The sequence below is a fragment of the Actinoplanes palleronii genome (assembly GCF_016862315.1).
GTDB lineage: Bacteria > Actinomycetota > Actinomycetes > Mycobacteriales > Micromonosporaceae > Actinoplanes > Actinoplanes palleronii.
In genome coordinates this window covers 38,849-56,302 of the sequence record NZ_BOMS01000080.1, presented here as the reverse complement: position 1 = coordinate 56,302, position 17,454 = coordinate 38,849, and the positions used below count along the sequence as shown (strand labels likewise).

Genomic DNA, 17,454 nt, shown 5'->3' with positions numbered 1-17,454 from the left:
CGGCCCAGCCGGGACCGTGCGCCGCGCCCGCGGTCCGGGAGTGGTCACGGTCTCGCGCGAGACCACCAGTGAGCGTGGCTCGTAGCCTACGGACGGGCGCTCGGTATTCGTACCAAATGGGGGTTGATCGGTCCGGCGCCCGTGGCTATTTCTGGCGGCGGAGCTCGACGAGCAGGCTGTCGCGGTCGGTGAGGACGGCGCCGAGGATGCGGCGGCCGGCGGCCAGCAGGTCGGCGACGTCCGGGGTGCTCAGGGCATACATCACCAGGGCTCCGTCCCGGAACGACGTGACGATGCCGGCCCGGCGCAGGACGGCGAGCTGCTGGGACAGGTTCGACGCCTCGACGTCGATCTCGGCGAGCAGGTCGCGGACCGGTCGCGGGCCGTCCTGCAGCAGTTCCAGGACCCGGATCCGGACCGGGTGGCCGAGGGTGCGGAACATCTCGGCCTTCGCCTGGTACAGCGGCACTGACACGTCGGGTCCCCTCCAGTCATTCACACCGACCAACGCGGTGCGGGCGGCCCGGTTACGCCTTTTGTTCAGTTTCGGACTTGCAAAAATCTTCAAGTCACTCGCTGGTCATCTCAGAGTTCCAGGAATCCGACCCTCCAGATCGGACATCATGTGCGACGCGATCGGGCCGATGTCGGCGACTCTCGATGTCGACCGGAGCGATGCGACATGGGAGGACCCGAGATGCCGGACATGGACGTAGCCCTGAAGGACGCGATGCAGATCGACGGCGCGATCGGCGTCGCCCTGGTCGACCGCAGCAGCGGAATGGCCCTCGGCGTCGCCGGCGGTGACCGGAACTTCGACCTGACCGTCGCCGCGGCCGCGAACACCGAGGTGATCCGCGCGAAGTTGCGCACCATGGAGATGCTCGGCCTGCGGGAGAACATCGAGGACGTGCTGATCACGCTCGAATCGCAGTACCACCTGATCCGGCCGTTGACCGGGCGCACCGGGCAGGGACTCTTCCTCTACCTGGCGCTGAACAAGGACCGGGCCAACCTGGCGCTGGCCCGGCACCAGCTCAAGCGGATCGAGACGGGTCTGGATATCTAGCGGAGTACTCGTCGGCGAGCATGGCGAAGTCGACCTCCGTGCTCCACTCGCCCTTGAACAGCTCGTTGTGCACCAGCCGGGCCTCCTGCCGCATGCCGAGCCGGCGCAGCACCCGGGCGGACGGCTCGTTGCGCTCGTCGATCCGCCCGACGATCCGGTGCAGTCCCAGGTCCTCGAAGCCGAGTTTGAGCATGGCCAGGGCCGCCTCGGTGGCGTAACCCTTGCCGGTGAACTCGGGGTTCACCACGTACCCGATCTCGCCGCCGCGGTGCTTGCGGCTGTGCCAGAACAGGATCACGTCGCCGACCAGTTGCCCGGTCTCGGCGACCTCGATGCCCAGCGTCAGTGACTGGCCCTCATCGGTGAGGACGGTCGCGGACCAGTACGTCGTGAGCCGATCGGCGATCACCTCGGGGGTCATCGGCAGGAACGGCACGTACCGGCAGACGTCGGGGCGGCTGCGGTAGGCCAGCAGCGCCTCGGTGTCGGCGGCGGTCAACGGGCGCAGCAGCAGGCGCTCGGTGGTGATCGGATACGTCGGGCGCAACTCGTCAGGCGACACGCGAACATCCTGCCATCGCGTGCCGCCATTCGCACACCCGTTCGAGTTATCCACAGGCTGTGCGCACAGCCTGTGGGCGAAGAGTCAGCGCGCGCCCGCGTGCCGCAGCACGGCGGCCACCCCGCCGTGCAGGTTGTGTTCCTCCGGGTCGACCAGGACGATCGAGCCGTCCGTGCCGACCAGGGCGCGGAGCATCGCGGCGTCCGCGCGGACCCGTGGCGGATGGCTGAACCCGGACGAGCGGAGCAGCTCCGGATCGTCGCTCACCTGGTGCGGCTGCGGCCCGATCCAGAGCTGCTCGGTCGAGGACGGATCGTCGATCAGCAGCAGCGTGTCCACCTGACCCCGCGACAGGTGGCTCACCACCTCGGACAGCCCGTTGCCGGCGCTGTCGTCGCGTTCGATCTGGGAGTGGAACTGGTCGAGCACGTCCTGCCGGTGTTCCTCGAGTTCCTCGCCGAGCTGGCTGATCATCGGCATCACGTGCGGCAGCGGCTCATAGACCGCGATCGCGGCCCGTGGTGGCGCGGTCAGCGGCTGCCGCATGATCACCTCGCCGGACGTGGCGAACAGCGCGAGCCCGTGCCGCCCCGGCCGGCCCGGATGGTCCAGGACCGCGTCCTGCAGGGCGTGCACCGTGTGCGGATCACAGCCGGCCCTGGCCAGCGACTCCCGGGCCGCCTCCCAGCGGGGCTCGACAGAGGTGTCCCTGGCGTCCCGGGACGTGTCGATGTAGACCGAAGCCCACGGTCCGGGGCGTTCGTACAACGGGCGCAGCAAATCGAGTCGCATGTCCGGCCTCCCTGCAGAAATGGTGAGTTTTCGCAGGTGGCGGGGTACCCCGTCAGGCGCCGATCAACCGGGATGCTTGCGATTGAGCAACATCCAGGCGCCCGGCAGCAGGGCGCCCGCGAGGCCGATCTTCAGGATGTCGCCCATCAGGTACGGAACCAGCCCTTTGAGGAACGCGGTGGGCAGGTCCATGGTCGTGGCCAAGGCCAGCCAGGGCACACCGACCAGGTAGATCAGCAGGTTGCCGATCACCATGAGGCCGATCGTGTAGCCCGGGCGGCGGTCGGCGCCGAGCGCGGCGAGCTGGCCGACCAGGGCCGCGGCGATCACGAAGCCGACCAGGTAGCCGCCGGTCGCGGCGGGCCAACCGGCCGAGCCGCCGGCGAACCACGGAACGCCGAGGATGCCGGCCACCGCGTAGAGGAACATGCCGGCCGCGCCCCGGCCCGGACCGAGCACCGCGCCGGCGAGCAGCACCGCGAACGTCTGCCCGGTGATCGGCACCGGCGAACCGGGAACCGGGATGGCGATCTGCGCGGCCAGCCCGACACCACCGGCAGCGCCGACGGTCAGGATCACATCGCGCACCGCGGACCGGCCCCACACGTCGGCGAGCACACCGGTCGGCCGTCCGGGCACCACCGCACCGAATACGTCAGTCACCATGACGACCTCCCGTCCAGCATTGCCGGGAACCGTAAACACCGAAGATCACGAGAAGGCCTCGCTGTGGTCCAGGTCGCACCACATCGGACCCTTAATACATATTTGGTACGAATGTGGAGCGCTCGTCCGCAGGCTACGAGCCACGTCCCGCCCGTGAGGCCGCCGCGACACCGCGGCCACTCCCGACCGCAGCGCGCCTGCGGGTCCCGGCTGGTCCTCAGGGGTGCCTCCGCAATGCGGAGACACCCCTGAGAGCCAGCCAAAGTCGAGGGGCGCTGCCGTGACCGGCAGCGCCCCTCTCACCAACGCGCCCTGACTAGAGGGTGAGCGTCCAGGTGTTGATGTAGCCGGTGTCCGAGGAGTAGATGTCCTGGACCTTGAGCAGCCAGGCGCCGTTCGCGGCCTCGCTGGACAGGTTCTTCGTGTAGGTGGTGGCCACGTTGTCGGCGCTGTCCGTGCTGGACGTCGCCTTCAGGGCGTAGACCGTTCCGTCCGGTGCGACCAGGTCGACCTTCAGGTCACCGCGGTAGGTGTGGACGATGTTCACCGCGACCGTGGAGGTGGCCGAGGCGCTGCGGGCGCAGCCGCTGATGGTGATCGCGCTGGTGATCGCCGCGCCGGCGTCCGGGATGGTGACGTCGGTGGCGTTGGTGCCGCTGCAGCCGGCCGGAACCGAGGTGGTCGGCGAGGCAGTCGGCGACGAGGTCGGCGAGCTGGTGCTGCCGCCCGTGCAGGTCGGGTCGGCGGTCTGAGCCGGAACGCTGACGGCGTCCCAAGCGGCCTTCGTCGAGTTGAAGAGCGCGCAGGTGCTGTCCAGGGCCTTGGCCGAGGTCAGCGTCCAGGTGCGGTACTTCAGGTACGACGAGCTGGAGGTCTTCATCAACATCGCGTTGTAGAAGATCTTCGTGGCGGTCTGGATGCCGACACCGGTGAGGGCGCCGGTGCCGCTGCAGCGGGTGCTGGACGGCTGGCCGTTGGTCGGCGCGGTGCCCTCGGCGAGCAGGTAGAACCAGTGGTTGCCGGGACCGGCCGCCGCGTGGACTTCCTGGCTCGGGGTGCTGCTGGAGTAGCAGTTGTCGTCACCGGCGAGCGACGGGTTGTACATGTACCGGATCGGGCCGCTGCCGACCAGGTTGACCTCTTCGCCGACCTGGTAGTCCGGCGGGTCGTTCGGGTTGTTGGCGAAGGCCTCGGTGGCCGCGCCGAACACGTCGCCGACGAACTCCTGGGTGCCGTTGGCGGAGATGCCACCGGGGGTGTTGTCGTCGATGCCGTGACCGACCTCGTGGCCGACGACGTCAGCCGAGGCGATCCACTGACCGGCGGTGTTCTTGCCGATCTGGACCTGGGTGCCGTCGTAGTAGGCGTTCTGGTCGTTCAGGCCGACCCGGATCGGCCAGGCGCCGCCACTGCTGGTGAAGCCGGTGCGGCCCAGCCAGCTGGACAGCATCCCCTTCTCCTTCTGCGCCGAGTAGAACGCGTCGACGCAGCCGGTCTCCTTGACCGTGCCGACGCCGGTGCCCCACACGTTGTCGGTGCCGCTGAAGGTGGTGTTCGTCGACGCATCCTGGCAGGTCAGCGTCGCGATGCTCGGGTCCTTCAGGCTGTACGTGCTGCCCGAGAGGGTGGTGTCCAGGCTGACCGAGCCGTTGATCCAGCCGGTGCCGGTGCCGGCCACGTCGGTCACGTGCTCGTAGGTCCGCAGCACCTTGCCGGACGCCGCGTCGACGTCGACCGTCAGGCGGCTCGGGCCCTCGGCGCTGGTGCCCTTGATGGTGGACTCCCAGGCCAGGGCGGGGGAGCCGGTCGTGTTGAGCACGATGAGCTTGGTGCCCTCGACGCTGCCGACCGTCTTCAGCTCGCCCTTGGCGACCTTCAGCGAGTCAGCGGCGCTCAGGGTGGGCGTGGTGTTGATGGTGCCGAGCGGAGTCGACTGGGCCACCGAGGTGTACTTGACCTGGCCGAGCGCGTCGGTGACGACGACGCCGTCGCCGCCGATGACCGCAAGGCCCTTGTACGTCCGGTCGAACGGCACGTACTGGAGGGTGTCGGTCGAGATCACGTCGTGCTGGACGAAGACCTCGTCCGCCGCTGCTTGCAGGGCGGCGGGACGAGCCGCGAACAGAGCCGAAGCGGCCTGAGCCGCAGCCGCGGCGGGTGCCACCGGGGTGCTCGGCTGGGCGGTCGCCGGTCCGGCGAGCGCCACGGCCACCGTAGCGGCCGCGGTTGCGGCGACCACAGCGACGACGACAGGGGTACGGGATTTCACGCACATCTCCTTTCCCGCCCGGGGGGTTGGCGGGCGGGTCACGACCGTCCGTGGACGATGGGTCACACCTGGATGACTTGTGGTGAGACGTTAAGCATCGACGAACGTCACCGAATCAGGGAAAACCCTTGTGGTTCCTGAACGGCCGCTGAGAGAGCACTTTATTAAGGAACTTCTATGAACCGATCTCGTTGACCTCGGTGAACGGAGCGTCGTTCCACCAGATCGCCCGGATGATGAAGCTGTGGTTGGTTTCGTTGAAGTAAACCGCCAGGTCATCCGGCGCGGTCTGGGTCTTCTCCACCGCGAAACCGTCCGCCGGAGTCGCGGTCACCAGAGAGACCACACCCCGGCTGGTCATCCGGATCACCGCCTGGCCGCCCTCGACCGAGAACGAGCGCACGTACGTCTTCACCCCGTCGCTGCCGGTCGTGACGGTCCAGCCGTCCTCGGTGGTGGTGGCCGGCTTGGTGGTGGTGGCCGGCGCGGACGTCGGCTCGGTGGCCGGACTCGTGGCCGGCTTGGTGTGCTGCGGCCGCTTGGTCCCCTTGGGCGAGGCCGAGGTCTGCCCGGGCTCCGCGGTGCGGCCCGGCTCCGGGCGCGACGACGTGGACGGCGCCGGGAGCGGCGCGACGATGTCGGCGGCCGGGACCTGATCGATGTCGGGCAGCGCGCCGACATCGGGACGAGCGGCGTTGAGCACCGGAAGGAGCGCCACCCAGGAGAGCACGATGCTGGTAGCGGTCGCCAGGAACCAGCCGGCTACCGGCAGCCACCTCGAAGAGCGCACGAGGCTCATCCTCTCACCTGGTCCTATGGTGTACGCCATGGCGTTGATCCTGTTGGTCGAGGACGACCGCAACATCGCGGCCGCACTCACCCGTGCACTGACCGATGCCGGGCACGTGGTGCGCCCGGTCGGGCAGGCCGCCCAAGCGCTGAAGATCGTCACACAGGAGCGCCCCGACCTGGTCATCCTCGACCTCGGGCTGCCCGACATCGACGGCACCGACGCGCTGCGGATGATGCGTACGGTCTCCGACGTGCCGGTGATCGTGGCGACCGCCCGGCGCTCGGAGGCGGACATCATTGCACTGCTGAGCGCCGGTGCCGACGACTACGTGACCAAACCGTTCTCCGGCGGCCACATCCTGGCCCGGATCTCCGCGGTGCTGCGCCGGGCCCGCACCACCACCGAGCAGGCGCCGAACGCGATCACCGTCGGCGAGCTGGTGATCAAGCCGCGCCAGCGCCGCGCCGAGCTGCGCGGTGAGCCGCTGCAGCTCACCCGCCGCGAGTTCGACGTGCTGGCCTACCTGGCCGAACGGGTCGGTCAGGTGATCAGCCGGCGCGAGCTGATGAACCAGGTGTGGAACCAGGCCCGGATCGGCGAGGAACAGACGATCGACGTGCACATCTCCTGGCTGCGCCGCAAGCTCGGTGAGACGGCCGCCAAGCCGCGGTTCCTGCACACCGTACGCGGGGTCGGCGTGATGATGGTCGATCCGCAGTGAGGTGGGCGCTGAACCGGCTGGCGCTGGCGATCACCTCGATGGTGGCGCTCGCGTTCCTGGTCCCGCTGGCCGTCGCGATCTGGCAGATCGCCCACGACAAGGCCATCTCCGAGGCGCGCCAGCAGGCCACCTCGATCGTCACGGTGCTCGGCGTGAACGCCGAACCGACCGCGCTGACCAACGCGGTGGCCAGCACGTCGGCGGGGAGTGCCGGGCTGCTCGCCGTGCACCTGCCCGGCCTGGAACCGATCGGCAACTCGCACCTGAGCGACGCCACCGTCGAGCGGGCCGCCGCGCAGCGCCGCTCGGCGACGGCGGCGGCCGACGGCGGGGTGGCGTACCTGCAGCCGACCGTGCTCACCGACGGCCGCACCGTGGTGGTCGAGGTGTTCGTCACCGACGACGAGATGCGCCGCGGTGTCTGGTCCGCCTGGCTCGCGCTGTTCGGGCTGGCCGTGCTGCTGGTCGGCGGCTCGACCGCGCTCGCCGACCGGCTCGGCGCCCAGCTGGTGCGGTCCACCCGCCAGCTCGCGGCGTCGACCCGCCGGCTCGGCGCCGGCGAGCTCAACGAGCGGATCGAGCCGACCGGTCCGCGCGAGCTGCGGGACGCGGCGCAGGCGTTCAACACCATGGCCGGCGACCTGCGGCGGCTGCTGGACCGGGAACGGGAACTGGCCGCGGACCTGTCACACCGCTTGCGTACGCCGCTGACCGCGCTGCGGCTGGACGCCGAGGCGATCCCGCCCGGGCCGATCGCCGACCGGATGCGCCAAGCCTGTGACCTGCTCGACCAGGAACTCGAGGAGATCATCACGGGTGCCCGGCTGGGTGTGGAGGACCGCGGCAACGAGAGCTGCGACCTGGTCGAGGTGCTCGCCGACCGGCTGGCGTTCTGGTCGGTGCTGGCCGAGGACCAGGAGCGCCCGTGGGAGGTGGTCGGCGGGAACGAACCGGTGACGGTGCCGATGTCCCGCAGCGACGTGACGATGGTGGTCGACGCGATGTTCGGCAACGTCTTCTCGCACACCGACGAGGGCGTCGCGTTCCGGGTCAGCGTCTCGTCGACCGGGCTGCTGGTGGACGACGCCGGGCCGGGGATCGCCGATCCCGCCGCGGCGGTGCAGCGCGGGTACAGCGGGGCCGGCTCGACCGGGCTCGGGCTGGACATCGTGCGGAGAGCGGCTGACACCGTACGCGGGCAATTGATTGTCGGTCGAAGCCCGCTGGGCGGTGCGCGAGTCGGCTTCCTGCTCACCGCCGCTCCTGATGTTGATCTTGATCCGGAACCGCGTCGCCGCCGGCGTGCGACCTTCTGATCTTGGTGGTTTTACAGTCGCGTTAAGGCTTCGTTATGGCAGCTGCTCATAACGTTCCGGCTCGTAAGGAAGCCAGGACGAGCTGTCTGGAGACTGACATGCGCAGGAAGATCGCCTACCCGCTGGCCACCCTCGGGATGGTCGGGTCGACTTTGGTGATCGCCTCACCGGCCCTGGCGCACGGATACGTCTCGTCGCCGCCGAGCCGTCAGGCGCTCTGTGCCGCCGGAACGGTCACCGACTGCGGCTCGATCCAGTTCGAGCCGCAGAGCGTCGAGGCCCCGAAGGGTTCCAAGCAATGCAACGGTGGAAACGCGAACTTCTCGATTTTGAACGACAACTCGCGCAGCTGGCCGGCCAAGTCCGTGGGCACGTCGACCACGTTCAACTGGGTGCTGACCGCCCGGCACCGGACCGCGAGCTGGGTCTACTACGTGGACGGTACCGAGGTCGCCACGTTCAACGACAACAACGCGATCCCCGAGGCGACCGTCAGCCACACCGTGGATCTGAGCAAGTTCCCGGGGAAGCGGACGGTTCTCGCGGTGTGGAACATCGGGGACACCGTGAACGCGTTCTACAGCTGCATCGACTTGAACGTTGGTGGCGGGGCTACGTCCACTCCCACGGTCGCGCCGACCACGGCCGCTCCCACCGTGGCTCCGTCGGCTTCACCCACGACGGCTCCGACCAGCTCGACGACATCCTCCGCGCCCGCCTCCAGCGGAAGCGCCTGGGCGCCGGGGACCAGCTACCAGACCGGTGACGTGGTGACCTTCGGCGGAGCCTCCTACACCTGCCGTCAGTCACACCGGTCGATCAACAGCTGGGAGCCGTCGGTCTACACGCTCGCGCTCTGGCTGCCGCTGTGAAGCGCCGCCTGGTAGCCGTCGCGCTCGTCGCGCCGTTCCTGCTCGGGGCGTGCGGGACCGCTCCGTCGTCGCCGGCCGCCCCGGCCGCTCCTTCGGTGCAGACCGTCGCGGAGATCACCGCCGGCGCGACGTTCAACGCGAACGACGTGATGTTCCTGCAGATGCTTGCCGACCACCAGCAGCAGGGCCTGGAGATGGCCGCGATCGGCGCCTCCCGGGCCACCCGCCCGGACGTCGCGGACCTGGCCAAGGCGGTGTCGCTCACCGAGACCGACGAGCTGACCCTGATGCGCTCCTGGCTGACCGAGTGGCAGAAACCCACGACCGTCGACAAGCGGGTCAGTGTCCACGCCGACCACGGTGGCCTGCCGAGCACCACCGACGACGAGATCAACTCGTTGAAGACGGTGACGAAGAAGGATTTCGAGACCGCCTTCCTCAACCTCTTCCTGGCGCACCAGCACAACGCCGTCGAGATGGCGCAGATCGAGTTGGACAAGGGCGCGAACGAGCAGACCAAGGCGTTCGCGGAGCGGGTCAAGGAATCCCGCGCCGACCAGGTCCAGCAGATGCTGAAGCTGCTCAACGGCTGACGCCGGACCGCGGCCGCGGATGGCCCGGCCTGGCGGGCGGGCCATCCGCTTTTTTGCACCTTTAGTCCGTTATCTTGCGGATGTGAAGCGTACTGTCGCCGCCCTGTCGTCCCTGGTCCTCGGCCTGCCCGTGCCACTGTGGGACCACCCCGGTTATGACGCCGAGGACAGCTGGTTCAACCCGCACGAGTCCGCGATCACCCCGGCCACCGTCGGCCATCTGCGGACGCTCTGGTCGGCGAAGCTCCGCGAGGTCGACGAGAGCTGCTCCGGCTTCTCGTCCCCGGTCCTCGGCGCCGGCCGGCTCTTCGCCACCGACCGGGAGGGCGTCACCGCCTACGACCCGGCCGCCGGCAGCATGATCTGGCGCTTCACCTGGGACAACGCCGACGACAACACCCTGCCGCGGATGGCGGTCTCCGGCGACCTGCTGATCCTCGCGAACGGCGACTGCCAGTCGCAGAGCGACCCGAACGGTCAGCTCACCGCCCTGGACACGGCTACCGGCCGGGCCCGCTGGCACATCAGCCGCGACGCACCGGTCGACACGGTAGTGGTCGACAAGAACGTGGTTCTGATCTCTGGCAACTCACCGTCCGACGACGACGAGGTCGCTGCCTATCGGGTACGCGACGGCCACCTGTTGTGGCGCAAACCCGGCTTCGTCTCGAGCGGCGTCTCGGCGAACGGCGTGGTCCCGTTGGTGGGTGCCACCGGGACCACGGCCGTGGAGATCGGGACGGGGAAGGTGCGCTGGTCCCGGCCGGAGTCATGGCAGGTGCAGGCGGCGAGCCCAGCGTCAGACCAGTTTTACGCGACGGACAAGTCGGGCGCGTTGGTCGCACTCGACGCCGGCAGCGGGACGATGCGCTGGTCCGCGCCGGGCCGGGCCAGCGAGTTGGTGGCGACCGACGGGCACCGGGTCTATCTGGCGTCCGGCCGGGTGGTCTCGGCCCTGGCCGCGACAAGCGGAAACTTGGCCTGGTCACGCACGTCGCCGGCGGTGGCTGGTCAGCCGGCGGTGGCGGGAGGCGTGGTTTATGCGGGCGGGCCGGCGTTGAGTGCGGCTACGGGCGTGCCGATCGGGCGAGGGTTCGCCGGGGTCGTGGTTCCGGCGGGCGGCCGTCTGTACCAGGTGAACGGCGCCCGCCTGACCACGTATGCCGACTAGATTTGAGCGGCCTCATGCCGAGAGCTTGGTCCAGCGCCTTCCGGCGTGAGGTCGAACAGGGTGAACGTAACCGCAGTTACTGCCGGCAGCCGCGTCCAGCTGTAGCTATGTACCGAGGTTGGCGCGGATGTCGTCCCGGGCATCTGCCGGCAGCCGGAGATAGGAGTTCCACGCCCGGTCTAGCGGCGTGTGGACCCGCCGCCCCCTTGTCATCCAGCGGTGCAGCCGTCGACGATCATCCTCGTCGAGCGAGGTAATGGCGGCCAGCACTTCGTCGGCACGGGCGGGTGAGCCGTCCGCGCCGGCTCGGCATCGTTTGCATTCGGTGGTCAGCATGAGGCGCTCTGTACCATCCGGAAGCACCGTCGGGCGGCGACTTACGGAAAGTACTGCGGTCTGAGTCGAATCCTCCGGGTAAGGCTCTCCGCCGGATATCCCGCAAATCGTGCACATGTGATCATCTCGGATCAGCGTGGCTTGCTTCTCCTTAGCTGTCACGGCGTTCTGCGGCGCGGCTGCGCGACGAGCAGCCGGATCCCAGACGGGAACTCCGGCCCGAACAAACCGTTGCTGCTCTGCTACGAGGGATGCGTCCTCAGTGCTAGCGAGGATTGACCACTGGAAGTCCCGAAGATCGCGAAGTCGGCGATCAGCCTGAGTCACGCCGGGGAACGCGAGCCGCAACTGCTCTTTGGTGAAGGCGTTCCCCTCGCCGACCTCCTGCATAAGCCACAGCGCGGCACGAACCATCGTGCCGCCCTTGAAGTCCGGGTCATCCCAAGTTGGAAGATCCACTCTTATCCCTCCTGTTGCGCGGCATGCGGTTGCTCGCAGAAATGTCAGTGGGTGCTGCCATCATGCACGAGGTAGCTAGTACAGGTTCCTGGAGGCTGAAGATGTCGGGAAATTTCGGCACCCCGCCGGAGGGCGAGAACATTCGCTCGCTCGTTGAGGAGCGGCTCAGGCAAGCAATGGCCGAGAGCGGCGCCAAGGTGTCAGTGGAGTGGCGCGGTGAACAACGGCACCTTCACGTGATCTCTATGCCCGTCGACGTGCTGTACTACAACCCCGATACCCACAGAATTCGGGCGCAGCGAACCCTTGATCCTCAACGAAACCGGGCACTCGAAGAAGAGCCCTGGGGCGAGGCGGCGCAGCAATACCTCCATCATCTGCTGACAAGGAAGCCGTCGAACCCTGACCAGGTCGACCCGGATTACACCGCGTTGCAGGAGGAACTCGAGGATTTTGGGCAGAAAGAGCCCGGAATCATCAGCCCCAACGGCATCCTGGTTGATGGCAACACCCGGTGCGCGGCTCTGCGAGACCTCGGAGTGAAGAATATCCGGGTTGGCGTACTGCCTCCGGACACGTCGCGGCGCGACATCAATGCCGTCGAACTAGCTCTTCAACTGCGCCGCGACAAGCGACGCGAGTACTCCTACATCAACCGGCTCATCGCGATCGAGGATGAGCTGGCGAGCGGCCGCCGGGAAGAGGACGTCGCACGTGATTTCAACATCAAGACGACGACCCTCCATCAAGATCGCTGGGTTTACCAGCTGATCAAGGAGGCCATCGACCGCAGCACGGATGCTAGCGGGGTGGCCCTGCGTGAAGTGGACTTTGAGGATCATCAGGAGAAACTGCGAGAGCTATACCGGGACTACACCAAGCAGGCGAAGAGTGATCCCGATGCTGGAGAGCAGCTGAAGGAAACCCGGCTCAGCATGGTCGTCCTCAACTACCCGAAGACCTCGGTGCGATTGGCGGAGGCCGACTTCCACTCCCGGTATCTCGACGAGCGTCTGCCCTCCAGCCTGCGCCCCAAGGACCAGGAGAGCGCCTCAGTAGGCATCCCTGGACTTCCAGGTGTTGCGATGCCGGACGCCACAGCAGCCGTGAAGACAACCCGCGCACTGACTGACTCGCTGCTCCAAGCGAGCGCAAAGGCACGGGCCGGCGACAAACTGTTGCCGTCAGCTGTCGCCGACGCCGACGATCTCATGAAGACGGCACGCAAGACCTTCGACGCAGCAGTCAAGCTCGCGGGCCAGAATGCGCTGCTGCAGAAACGGCAGATCGTTGTCTCTGAACGGTTGACCGATGCCGCAGATTATGTTAACCAATGTGCAGCTGAGTTTGCTGAGGCTAAGGCCAAGCGTGTACTCGATGAAGACGCCTTCGACGACGCCTTGCTGACTCTCCGGGCCAGCTTGGCCAGGCTGGCCAAACAGGCCGGCCGCACGTTCAGTTCTCCGGGTGATGGTGTCGCCTGGCTGCTAGACGCTGCCCAGGAGCGCTGACATGGTCGGCAACGCTATGCCAAGCCTCCAGATCGACATGGGGGAGACGGTTACTACCGCGAGGCTCCATGCCGGACGGGGTTTCGAGAACGACCTGCGGCGAATGGCATTGCGATTCCGTTCAAGTGTCCAGCGATCTCCATCGACAATGGACGTTGACATCGATGACTTGCTCACCAATCTCGTAGCTCTTGTGTCCTGGCCCGCTCCGGAGAGTGTCGTATGGGAGCCCCGGCTAGCGACGCTTGCCGCTGACTCCGCGGCTGATGCTCAGACTGTGGCTCGTCGCCTCGAGCCCGGGAACACCGGAGATAGCGAGGTGAAGCCTGAAGAAATCCCAGATTTGTTGGGACCGAACTGGATAGGTGAACTGACCGGATTCCAGCGTAGGGACATTGCGAAGCTTCTTTCGCTGCGCCATGGAGCAAATTTTTCCGTTCCCGGCGCCGGTAAGACCCGAGTCGGCCTCGCTGTCTTCGAAGCTTTGCGGCACGCAGGGAAGGTTCAGCGGCTACTCCTCGTTGGCCCGAAATCGTGTTATGAGGCCTGGCACGAGGAAAACCAGCGGTGTCTAGCGGATCCCCTGCGGATGGAGATCTTCTCCCGCCCGTCAGATCCCACTGCCGATGCGCTGATCCTGAACTATGAGCGTCTCGATGGCGCGGTGAACGAACTCGGGGCCTGGCTCGCTGACCGTCCGTCAATGTTGCTGCTCGACGAGGCGCACCGGATGAAGCTCGGGGCCGAAGGTACGTACGGCGCAGCCTGCCTTGCCCTCGGGCCACGGGCGCGCCACCGGCTGATCCTGACGGGAACACCCGCGCCGAACGGCGTTAAAGATCTGGAGAACCTCTTTAGTTTTGTCTGGCCAGGGCACGGTCGTCAGAAGGTCATCCAGGCGGTTGCTGGGGGCGATCTGGTGGAAGCAAGCCGCACTTTGAAGCCGTTGTTCTCCAGAACCACCAAGACTGAGCTTCGCTTGCCGCCTGTCACGACAGCTATCCGGCCGCTCGCCATGCCGGCGCTTCATCAGGAAATTTACGAGGCTCTACTTGGGCGATTCTCGGGCCGGATATCCGATGCTGGTGACGATCTCCAGGCAATGGGCAAGATCGTCGTCTATATGCTCATGGCCGCCACAAGTCCTGCGCTTCTGTCCGTTGGGACGACGCGTTACGAGCCGCTTATGTACCAAGTGCCGCCGCTCAGTGTCCCAGACGGAGCCCCGCTGTCCGCACTCATGCGGGACCTTCCGAGCTACGAGATGTCCCCGAAATATCAGGAGGCGTTGGCAATTGTGGCTGCCAACGCGAGTCAGGGACGCAAGACGCTGGTGTGGTCGACGTTCATCCGCAGCCTAAATACTCTGCGCGAGGTACTCCGGGAGTTCAATCCTGCCATTGTCCACGGCGGCACCGAAGATCGTGATGCAGAGATAAGGCGCTTTCGGAACGACCCCGGCTGCGCCGTCCTACTGTCAAATCCTGCGACGCTCGGAGAAGGTATCAGCCTGCATCACGAATGCCACGACGCCGTATATGTTGACCGTGACTTTGCGGCTGGCCGTTTCCTGCAGAGTCTCGATCGCATTCATCGTCTTGGGCTGGCTCCCGACGCTGAAACCCGCATCACTGTCCTCGCTAGTGAGGGAACGATCGACGAGATTGTCGAACAGCGGCTGAGTGACAAGCTGAACTTTATGGGTCGGATCCTTGATGATCCGGCCGTCCAGCGTCTGGCTGACCTCGAAGAGGAACCTGCTATCGGGGCTGGCCTCGACAACCGTGATCTTCAAGCGCTAATGGGACATTTACGTGTCCACGTTGCCTGAGCCGTTACTGCGTGCGGCCGTGCGGTGGCTTGATCGGCTGCCGCTCTCCAGCGTGGCGCGCTGCCGTGCACTTTTCACGAACCACCGGGAGTTCAGCGACCTTACTCCAACGCAGTACGAGGCTGCGTACATGTGGCTCAGAGATACTGGTCTTCTGAACGATCTCCACAGCGCTCTTCCTTCTGAGCAGCGGGTTTTCGCAGCGACCATTAGCCATGCCAATACCAGCTGGCTCAAGGATGCCGTCGATTTGGTGCGTTCTCCCGATGAGATGCCGGACGACGCCATTCGCGCGGCCGAAGCTCTCGGGCTGGCGCCAGCTACCGCATTCGCTTACGTGGTCACGGCATGGGGAAAGGTCGACACCGCAGAACGCGTCCGGGTAGGTGCGGTTGGGGAAGCAGCGCTCGTAGATCTACTTCGAGCTTGCCTTGATGCGGACGTCGATCACGTCGCGGCAATAGCCGATGGATATGGGTATGACGTCGCTGTCGGCGCCGCTGGCTTCGTCTTGCATATCGAGGTGAAGTCGACTACCCGGCGGGGTCGTCTAAAGATCTTCCTGTCGCGCAATGAGTACGAGACCATGCGCCGCGACCCGGCCTGGCAGTTGGTGGCCGTACGGCTCAACACGGACGATGGGATCGCCGCTGTAGCTACGGTTGATCGCCACTGGCTGGCTTCCGCTGTGCCGACTGACCGGAGCGTCTTCGGGCGATGGGAGTCGTGCCGGATAGACGTACCTTCAAGCGCCCTGACTCCAGGGATCCCTTCGCTCCAGCCGGTCTTGGGTCTTCATGTGCCGCCGCTGCTTACGGGTGATGCCGATTGGCCGGGGCCGGCATCGTGAGGCTAGGTCCTTGCCCTTATGGGCGCTGCTGGCTCAGCTCCGCTTAACGGCGAAGCACAACCGAGGTTCGGTTCGTCAGGCAACTGCCTCTGCTGGACCGGGGCGCAGATGGAGAAGCAGTATTGGCAGAAACTCGTATGCACCCAGGGGTGACATAGCCGCCGACCCTACGAGTACCGCTCGCCGCCTGCCGTCTGTGAGTTGCCCTATCGCAACTGGCATCCTGAACCGGGTGGAGAGTCAACATGATGAGGAAGCAATCTTCGGGCTCGACAGCGACCTGGGAACCACTCTGTCCGACGACGAGGCTCTGCCTGCTGTTCACTCGCAGGACGTTCCTGGTCCGTCCAAAACCGTCGGGTTGCCTCTAGATTCCGATCTAGATACCGCTTACCAGTACTTCAACGGCAAATCGGCTGAATTCGGGCCCGCTATACGGCAGGCCCTTGATGAGGTGATTGCGTCAGGGCGCACGCGGCGCTGGAATCTCGACCAGTGCAATAATCAAGAGAAAGCTTACGTTGGCGTCAACATCGAAAATGTCTTGCGCCAAAAGTTTAACTTGCCCGAAGGAAGGCAAGGGATGGATTTCGATATTGACGGAATCGATGTTGACTGCAAGTGGTCCCGCACGTACGGCGGTTGGCAGATTCCGCACGAGGCTGTTGGTCATATCTGCTTGCTAGTGCACGGAGATGACCTGACCAAAAAGATGGCAGTTGGCCTGATTCGAATTACTGAAAGTGTTCTTGTTTCAGGTCGAAATCGGGACCTGAAAAGAGCTATTCAGCGCCCGCAAGGTTTGTCGGAGGCCCGGTGGATTGTCGGTATGGGTGAAGGGCGCCTGCCAGAAAACTTCCTCATGAGCATTAGTAAATCCGACCGTGAAGCTATTCTCGCTCCTCGTGGGGGAAACGCCAGAGCGCGTGAGCTGTTCATGCGGTGTGAAGGACTTGTAATTCATCGAAGGGTAATTGAGGCGATCGGCCAGCAGGTGGACGACGCCCGCCGGTTCCGCGGAGAAGTCAAAGCGCAGCTTGCACGTGAAGGTTTCGAGGTGCTGAACGGCCGTGCTTTGAAAGACCGGGCGCGGTCTAAAGAGCTCGGCGGTCCGGTTATTAACCATCACACGCAATGGGTGGCACTTCGAACTGATGGCAGCACGCCGAACCGGCGGGCGGTTCTGGACCCAATTCGACACCAGGAGGCGGAGGCGTTCCGGCGTGAAATGATTGCGGAGATGAAAAGCATCCGAAATCGAAGAGCCTTAGAACGTAAGGCGGCCGAGCTGACTCTGGTGGAAGCCCTAGCAGAGGCTGATGTCGTTGAGCGAGAAGTGAAAGCCGCTGTGGCTGCTGCAGAAACTGCTGCCGTCTCCGGCGTTCAGCGAGCTAGCGTGGCGCCAGGCGCCGCGGGAGACGGTGACTCAAGTCTCTAGAGACCGACTCGGCATGCTGAGCGGATTCTAGTAGCTCGTTGCAGCATCGCTGACGTCCGCCTGGAGGTCCGCGCCAGGGCAGCACGTTCCACTTCCCGTGCGGCGTAACCGAGGGCTATGCGCCTGCTGGACGTAGCTGAGGCTGGAAGGCGTGGGCCGTGGCTCATCACACCCGTAATGATCCGCAGCGGCGGGACTGTGAAGG

The 17,454-nt window shown here is 66.0% G+C and carries 17 protein-coding genes; 10 read left to right on the top strand and 7 right to left on the bottom strand.

What is annotated here, in order from left to right; genetic code table 11:
- Nucleotides 1-145 precede the first annotated feature (145 nt).
- The gene (locus tag Apa02nite_RS26340) at nt 146-475 is read right to left on the bottom strand and encodes an ArsR/SmtB family transcription factor (protein WP_203827336.1); all 330 of its coding nucleotides are present in this window, start codon (nt 473-475) and stop codon (nt 146-148) included.
- Nucleotides 476-697: 222 nt separating this feature from the next.
- On the opposite strand from Apa02nite_RS26340, the gene Apa02nite_RS26335 reads away from it, so the two are divergent.
- On the top strand, nt 698-1,069 hold the full coding sequence (locus tag Apa02nite_RS26335; RefSeq protein ID WP_067690707.1) for a hypothetical protein: 372 nt from the start codon (nt 698-700) through the stop codon (nt 1,067-1,069).
- Here Apa02nite_RS26335 and Apa02nite_RS26330 read toward each other — a convergent pair.
- From Apa02nite_RS26330 to Apa02nite_RS26310, 5 genes are all read right to left on the bottom strand, one after another.
- Nucleotides 1,038-1,631 carry a GNAT family N-acetyltransferase gene (locus tag Apa02nite_RS26330; RefSeq protein WP_203827335.1) on the bottom strand — a complete coding sequence of 198 codons (594 nt, stop codon included), beginning with the start codon at nt 1,629-1,631 and terminating at the stop codon, nt 1,038-1,040. The two genes, Apa02nite_RS26335 and Apa02nite_RS26330, sit on opposite strands and share 32 nt — an antisense overlap.
- An 84-nt stretch (nt 1,632-1,715) precedes the next feature.
- The gene (locus tag Apa02nite_RS26325; protein WP_203827334.1) at nt 1,716-2,423 is read right to left on the bottom strand and encodes a hypothetical protein; all 708 of its coding nucleotides are present in this window, start codon (nt 2,421-2,423) and stop codon (nt 1,716-1,718) included.
- Between the two features lie 63 nt (nt 2,424-2,486).
- Nucleotides 2,487-3,089, bottom strand: coding sequence for a biotin transporter BioY (locus Apa02nite_RS26320; RefSeq protein ID WP_203827333.1), 603 nt, complete (start codon nt 3,087-3,089; stop codon nt 2,487-2,489).
- A gap of 316 nt (nt 3,090-3,405) precedes the next feature.
- Nucleotides 3,406-5,364: a M4 family metallopeptidase gene (locus tag Apa02nite_RS26315; protein ID WP_239164576.1), complete on the bottom strand. Its 1,959-nt coding sequence runs from the start codon at nt 5,362-5,364 to the stop codon at nt 3,406-3,408.
- Nucleotides 5,365-5,533: 169 nt separating this feature from the next.
- Nucleotides 5,534-6,157, bottom strand: a complete 624-nt coding sequence (locus Apa02nite_RS26310) for a DNA mismatch repair protein MutL (RefSeq protein ID WP_203827331.1) — start codon at nt 6,155-6,157, stop codon at nt 5,534-5,536.
- 28 nt (nt 6,158-6,185) lie between these two features.
- Here Apa02nite_RS26310 and Apa02nite_RS26305 point away from each other — a divergent pair, with 28 nt between their 5' ends.
- The 5 genes from Apa02nite_RS26305 (at nt 6,186) to Apa02nite_RS26285 (ending at nt 10,824) form a co-directional block, all read left to right on the top strand.
- Nucleotides 6,186-6,872: a response regulator transcription factor gene (locus Apa02nite_RS26305; protein ID WP_067690995.1), complete on the top strand. Its 687-nt coding sequence runs from the start codon at nt 6,186-6,188 to the stop codon at nt 6,870-6,872.
- Nucleotides 6,869-8,188: a HAMP domain-containing protein gene (locus Apa02nite_RS26300; RefSeq protein ID WP_203827330.1), complete on the top strand. Its 1,320-nt coding sequence runs from the start codon at nt 6,869-6,871 to the stop codon at nt 8,186-8,188. Before Apa02nite_RS26305 ends, Apa02nite_RS26300 begins: the two co-directional genes overlap by 4 nt.
- A 98-nt stretch (nt 8,189-8,286) precedes the next feature.
- A complete protein-coding gene (locus tag Apa02nite_RS26295) occupies nt 8,287-9,060 on the top strand; it encodes a lytic polysaccharide monooxygenase (protein ID WP_203827329.1) in 774 nt (257 codons plus the stop codon).
- Nucleotides 9,057-9,653 carry a DUF305 domain-containing protein gene (locus Apa02nite_RS26290; RefSeq protein WP_203827328.1) on the top strand — a complete coding sequence of 199 codons (597 nt, stop codon included), beginning with the start codon at nt 9,057-9,059 and terminating at the stop codon, nt 9,651-9,653. The genes Apa02nite_RS26295 and Apa02nite_RS26290 overlap by 4 nt, the downstream gene beginning before the upstream one ends.
- Nucleotides 9,654-9,735: 82 nt before the next feature.
- On the top strand, nt 9,736-10,824 hold the full coding sequence (locus tag Apa02nite_RS26285) for an outer membrane protein assembly factor BamB family protein (protein WP_203827327.1): 1,089 nt from the start codon (nt 9,736-9,738) through the stop codon (nt 10,822-10,824).
- Between the two features lie 105 nt (nt 10,825-10,929).
- Here the strand turns inward: Apa02nite_RS26285 and Apa02nite_RS26280 are convergent, their stop codons facing one another.
- Nucleotides 10,930-11,619 carry a hypothetical protein gene (locus Apa02nite_RS26280; RefSeq protein WP_203827326.1) on the bottom strand — a complete coding sequence of 230 codons (690 nt, stop codon included), beginning with the start codon at nt 11,617-11,619 and terminating at the stop codon, nt 10,930-10,932.
- 101 nt (nt 11,620-11,720) lie between these two features.
- Here Apa02nite_RS26280 and Apa02nite_RS26275 point away from each other — a divergent pair, with 101 nt between their 5' ends.
- The 4 genes from Apa02nite_RS26275 to Apa02nite_RS26260 all read left to right on the top strand — a co-directional run bounded on the left by Apa02nite_RS26275 (nt 11,721) and on the right by Apa02nite_RS26260 (nt 17,249).
- Nucleotides 11,721-13,130, top strand: coding sequence for a ParB/RepB/Spo0J family partition protein (locus Apa02nite_RS26275; protein WP_203827325.1), 1,410 nt, complete (start codon nt 11,721-11,723; stop codon nt 13,128-13,130).
- A 277-nt stretch (nt 13,131-13,407) separates the two neighbouring features.
- Complete coding sequence (locus tag Apa02nite_RS26270; protein WP_239164575.1) at nt 13,408-14,961, top strand: DEAD/DEAH box helicase; 1,554 nt, start codon at nt 13,408-13,410, stop codon at nt 14,959-14,961.
- The gene (locus tag Apa02nite_RS26265; protein WP_203827324.1) at nt 14,945-15,811 is read left to right on the top strand and encodes a protein NO VEIN domain-containing protein; all 867 of its coding nucleotides are present in this window, start codon (nt 14,945-14,947) and stop codon (nt 15,809-15,811) included. Before Apa02nite_RS26270 ends, Apa02nite_RS26265 begins: the two co-directional genes overlap by 17 nt.
- A gap of 232 nt (nt 15,812-16,043) precedes the next feature.
- Nucleotides 16,044-17,249, top strand: a complete 1,206-nt coding sequence (locus tag Apa02nite_RS26260; protein ID WP_203827323.1) for a NaeI family type II restriction endonuclease — start codon at nt 16,044-16,046, stop codon at nt 17,247-17,249.
- Nucleotides 17,250-17,454 lie beyond the last annotated feature (205 nt).

Excerpts from the sequence above, each read along its gene's own strand:
- Apa02nite_RS26320 (WP_203827333.1), bottom strand. The coding sequence starts at position 3,089 with ATGGTGACTGACGTATTCGGTGCGGTGGTGCCCGGACGGCCGACCGGT.
- Apa02nite_RS26335 (WP_067690707.1), top strand. The coding sequence starts at position 698 with ATGCCGGACATGGACGTAGCCCTGAAGGACGCGATGCAGATCGACGGC.
- Apa02nite_RS26325 (WP_203827334.1), bottom strand. The coding sequence starts at position 2,423 with ATGCGACTCGATTTGCTGCGCCCGTTGTACGAACGCCCCGGACCGTGG.
- Apa02nite_RS26295 (WP_203827329.1), top strand. The coding sequence starts at position 8,287 with ATGCGCAGGAAGATCGCCTACCCGCTGGCCACCCTCGGGATGGTCGGG.
- Apa02nite_RS26310 (WP_203827331.1), bottom strand. The coding sequence starts at position 6,157 with ATGAGCCTCGTGCGCTCTTCGAGGTGGCTGCCGGTAGCCGGCTGGTTC.
- Apa02nite_RS26315 (WP_239164576.1), bottom strand. The coding sequence starts at position 5,364 with ATGTGCGTGAAATCCCGTACCCCTGTCGTCGTCGCTGTGGTCGCCGCA.
- Apa02nite_RS26305 (WP_067690995.1), top strand. The coding sequence starts at position 6,186 with ATGGCGTTGATCCTGTTGGTCGAGGACGACCGCAACATCGCGGCCGCA.
- Apa02nite_RS26275 (WP_203827325.1), top strand. The coding sequence starts at position 11,721 with ATGTCGGGAAATTTCGGCACCCCGCCGGAGGGCGAGAACATTCGCTCG.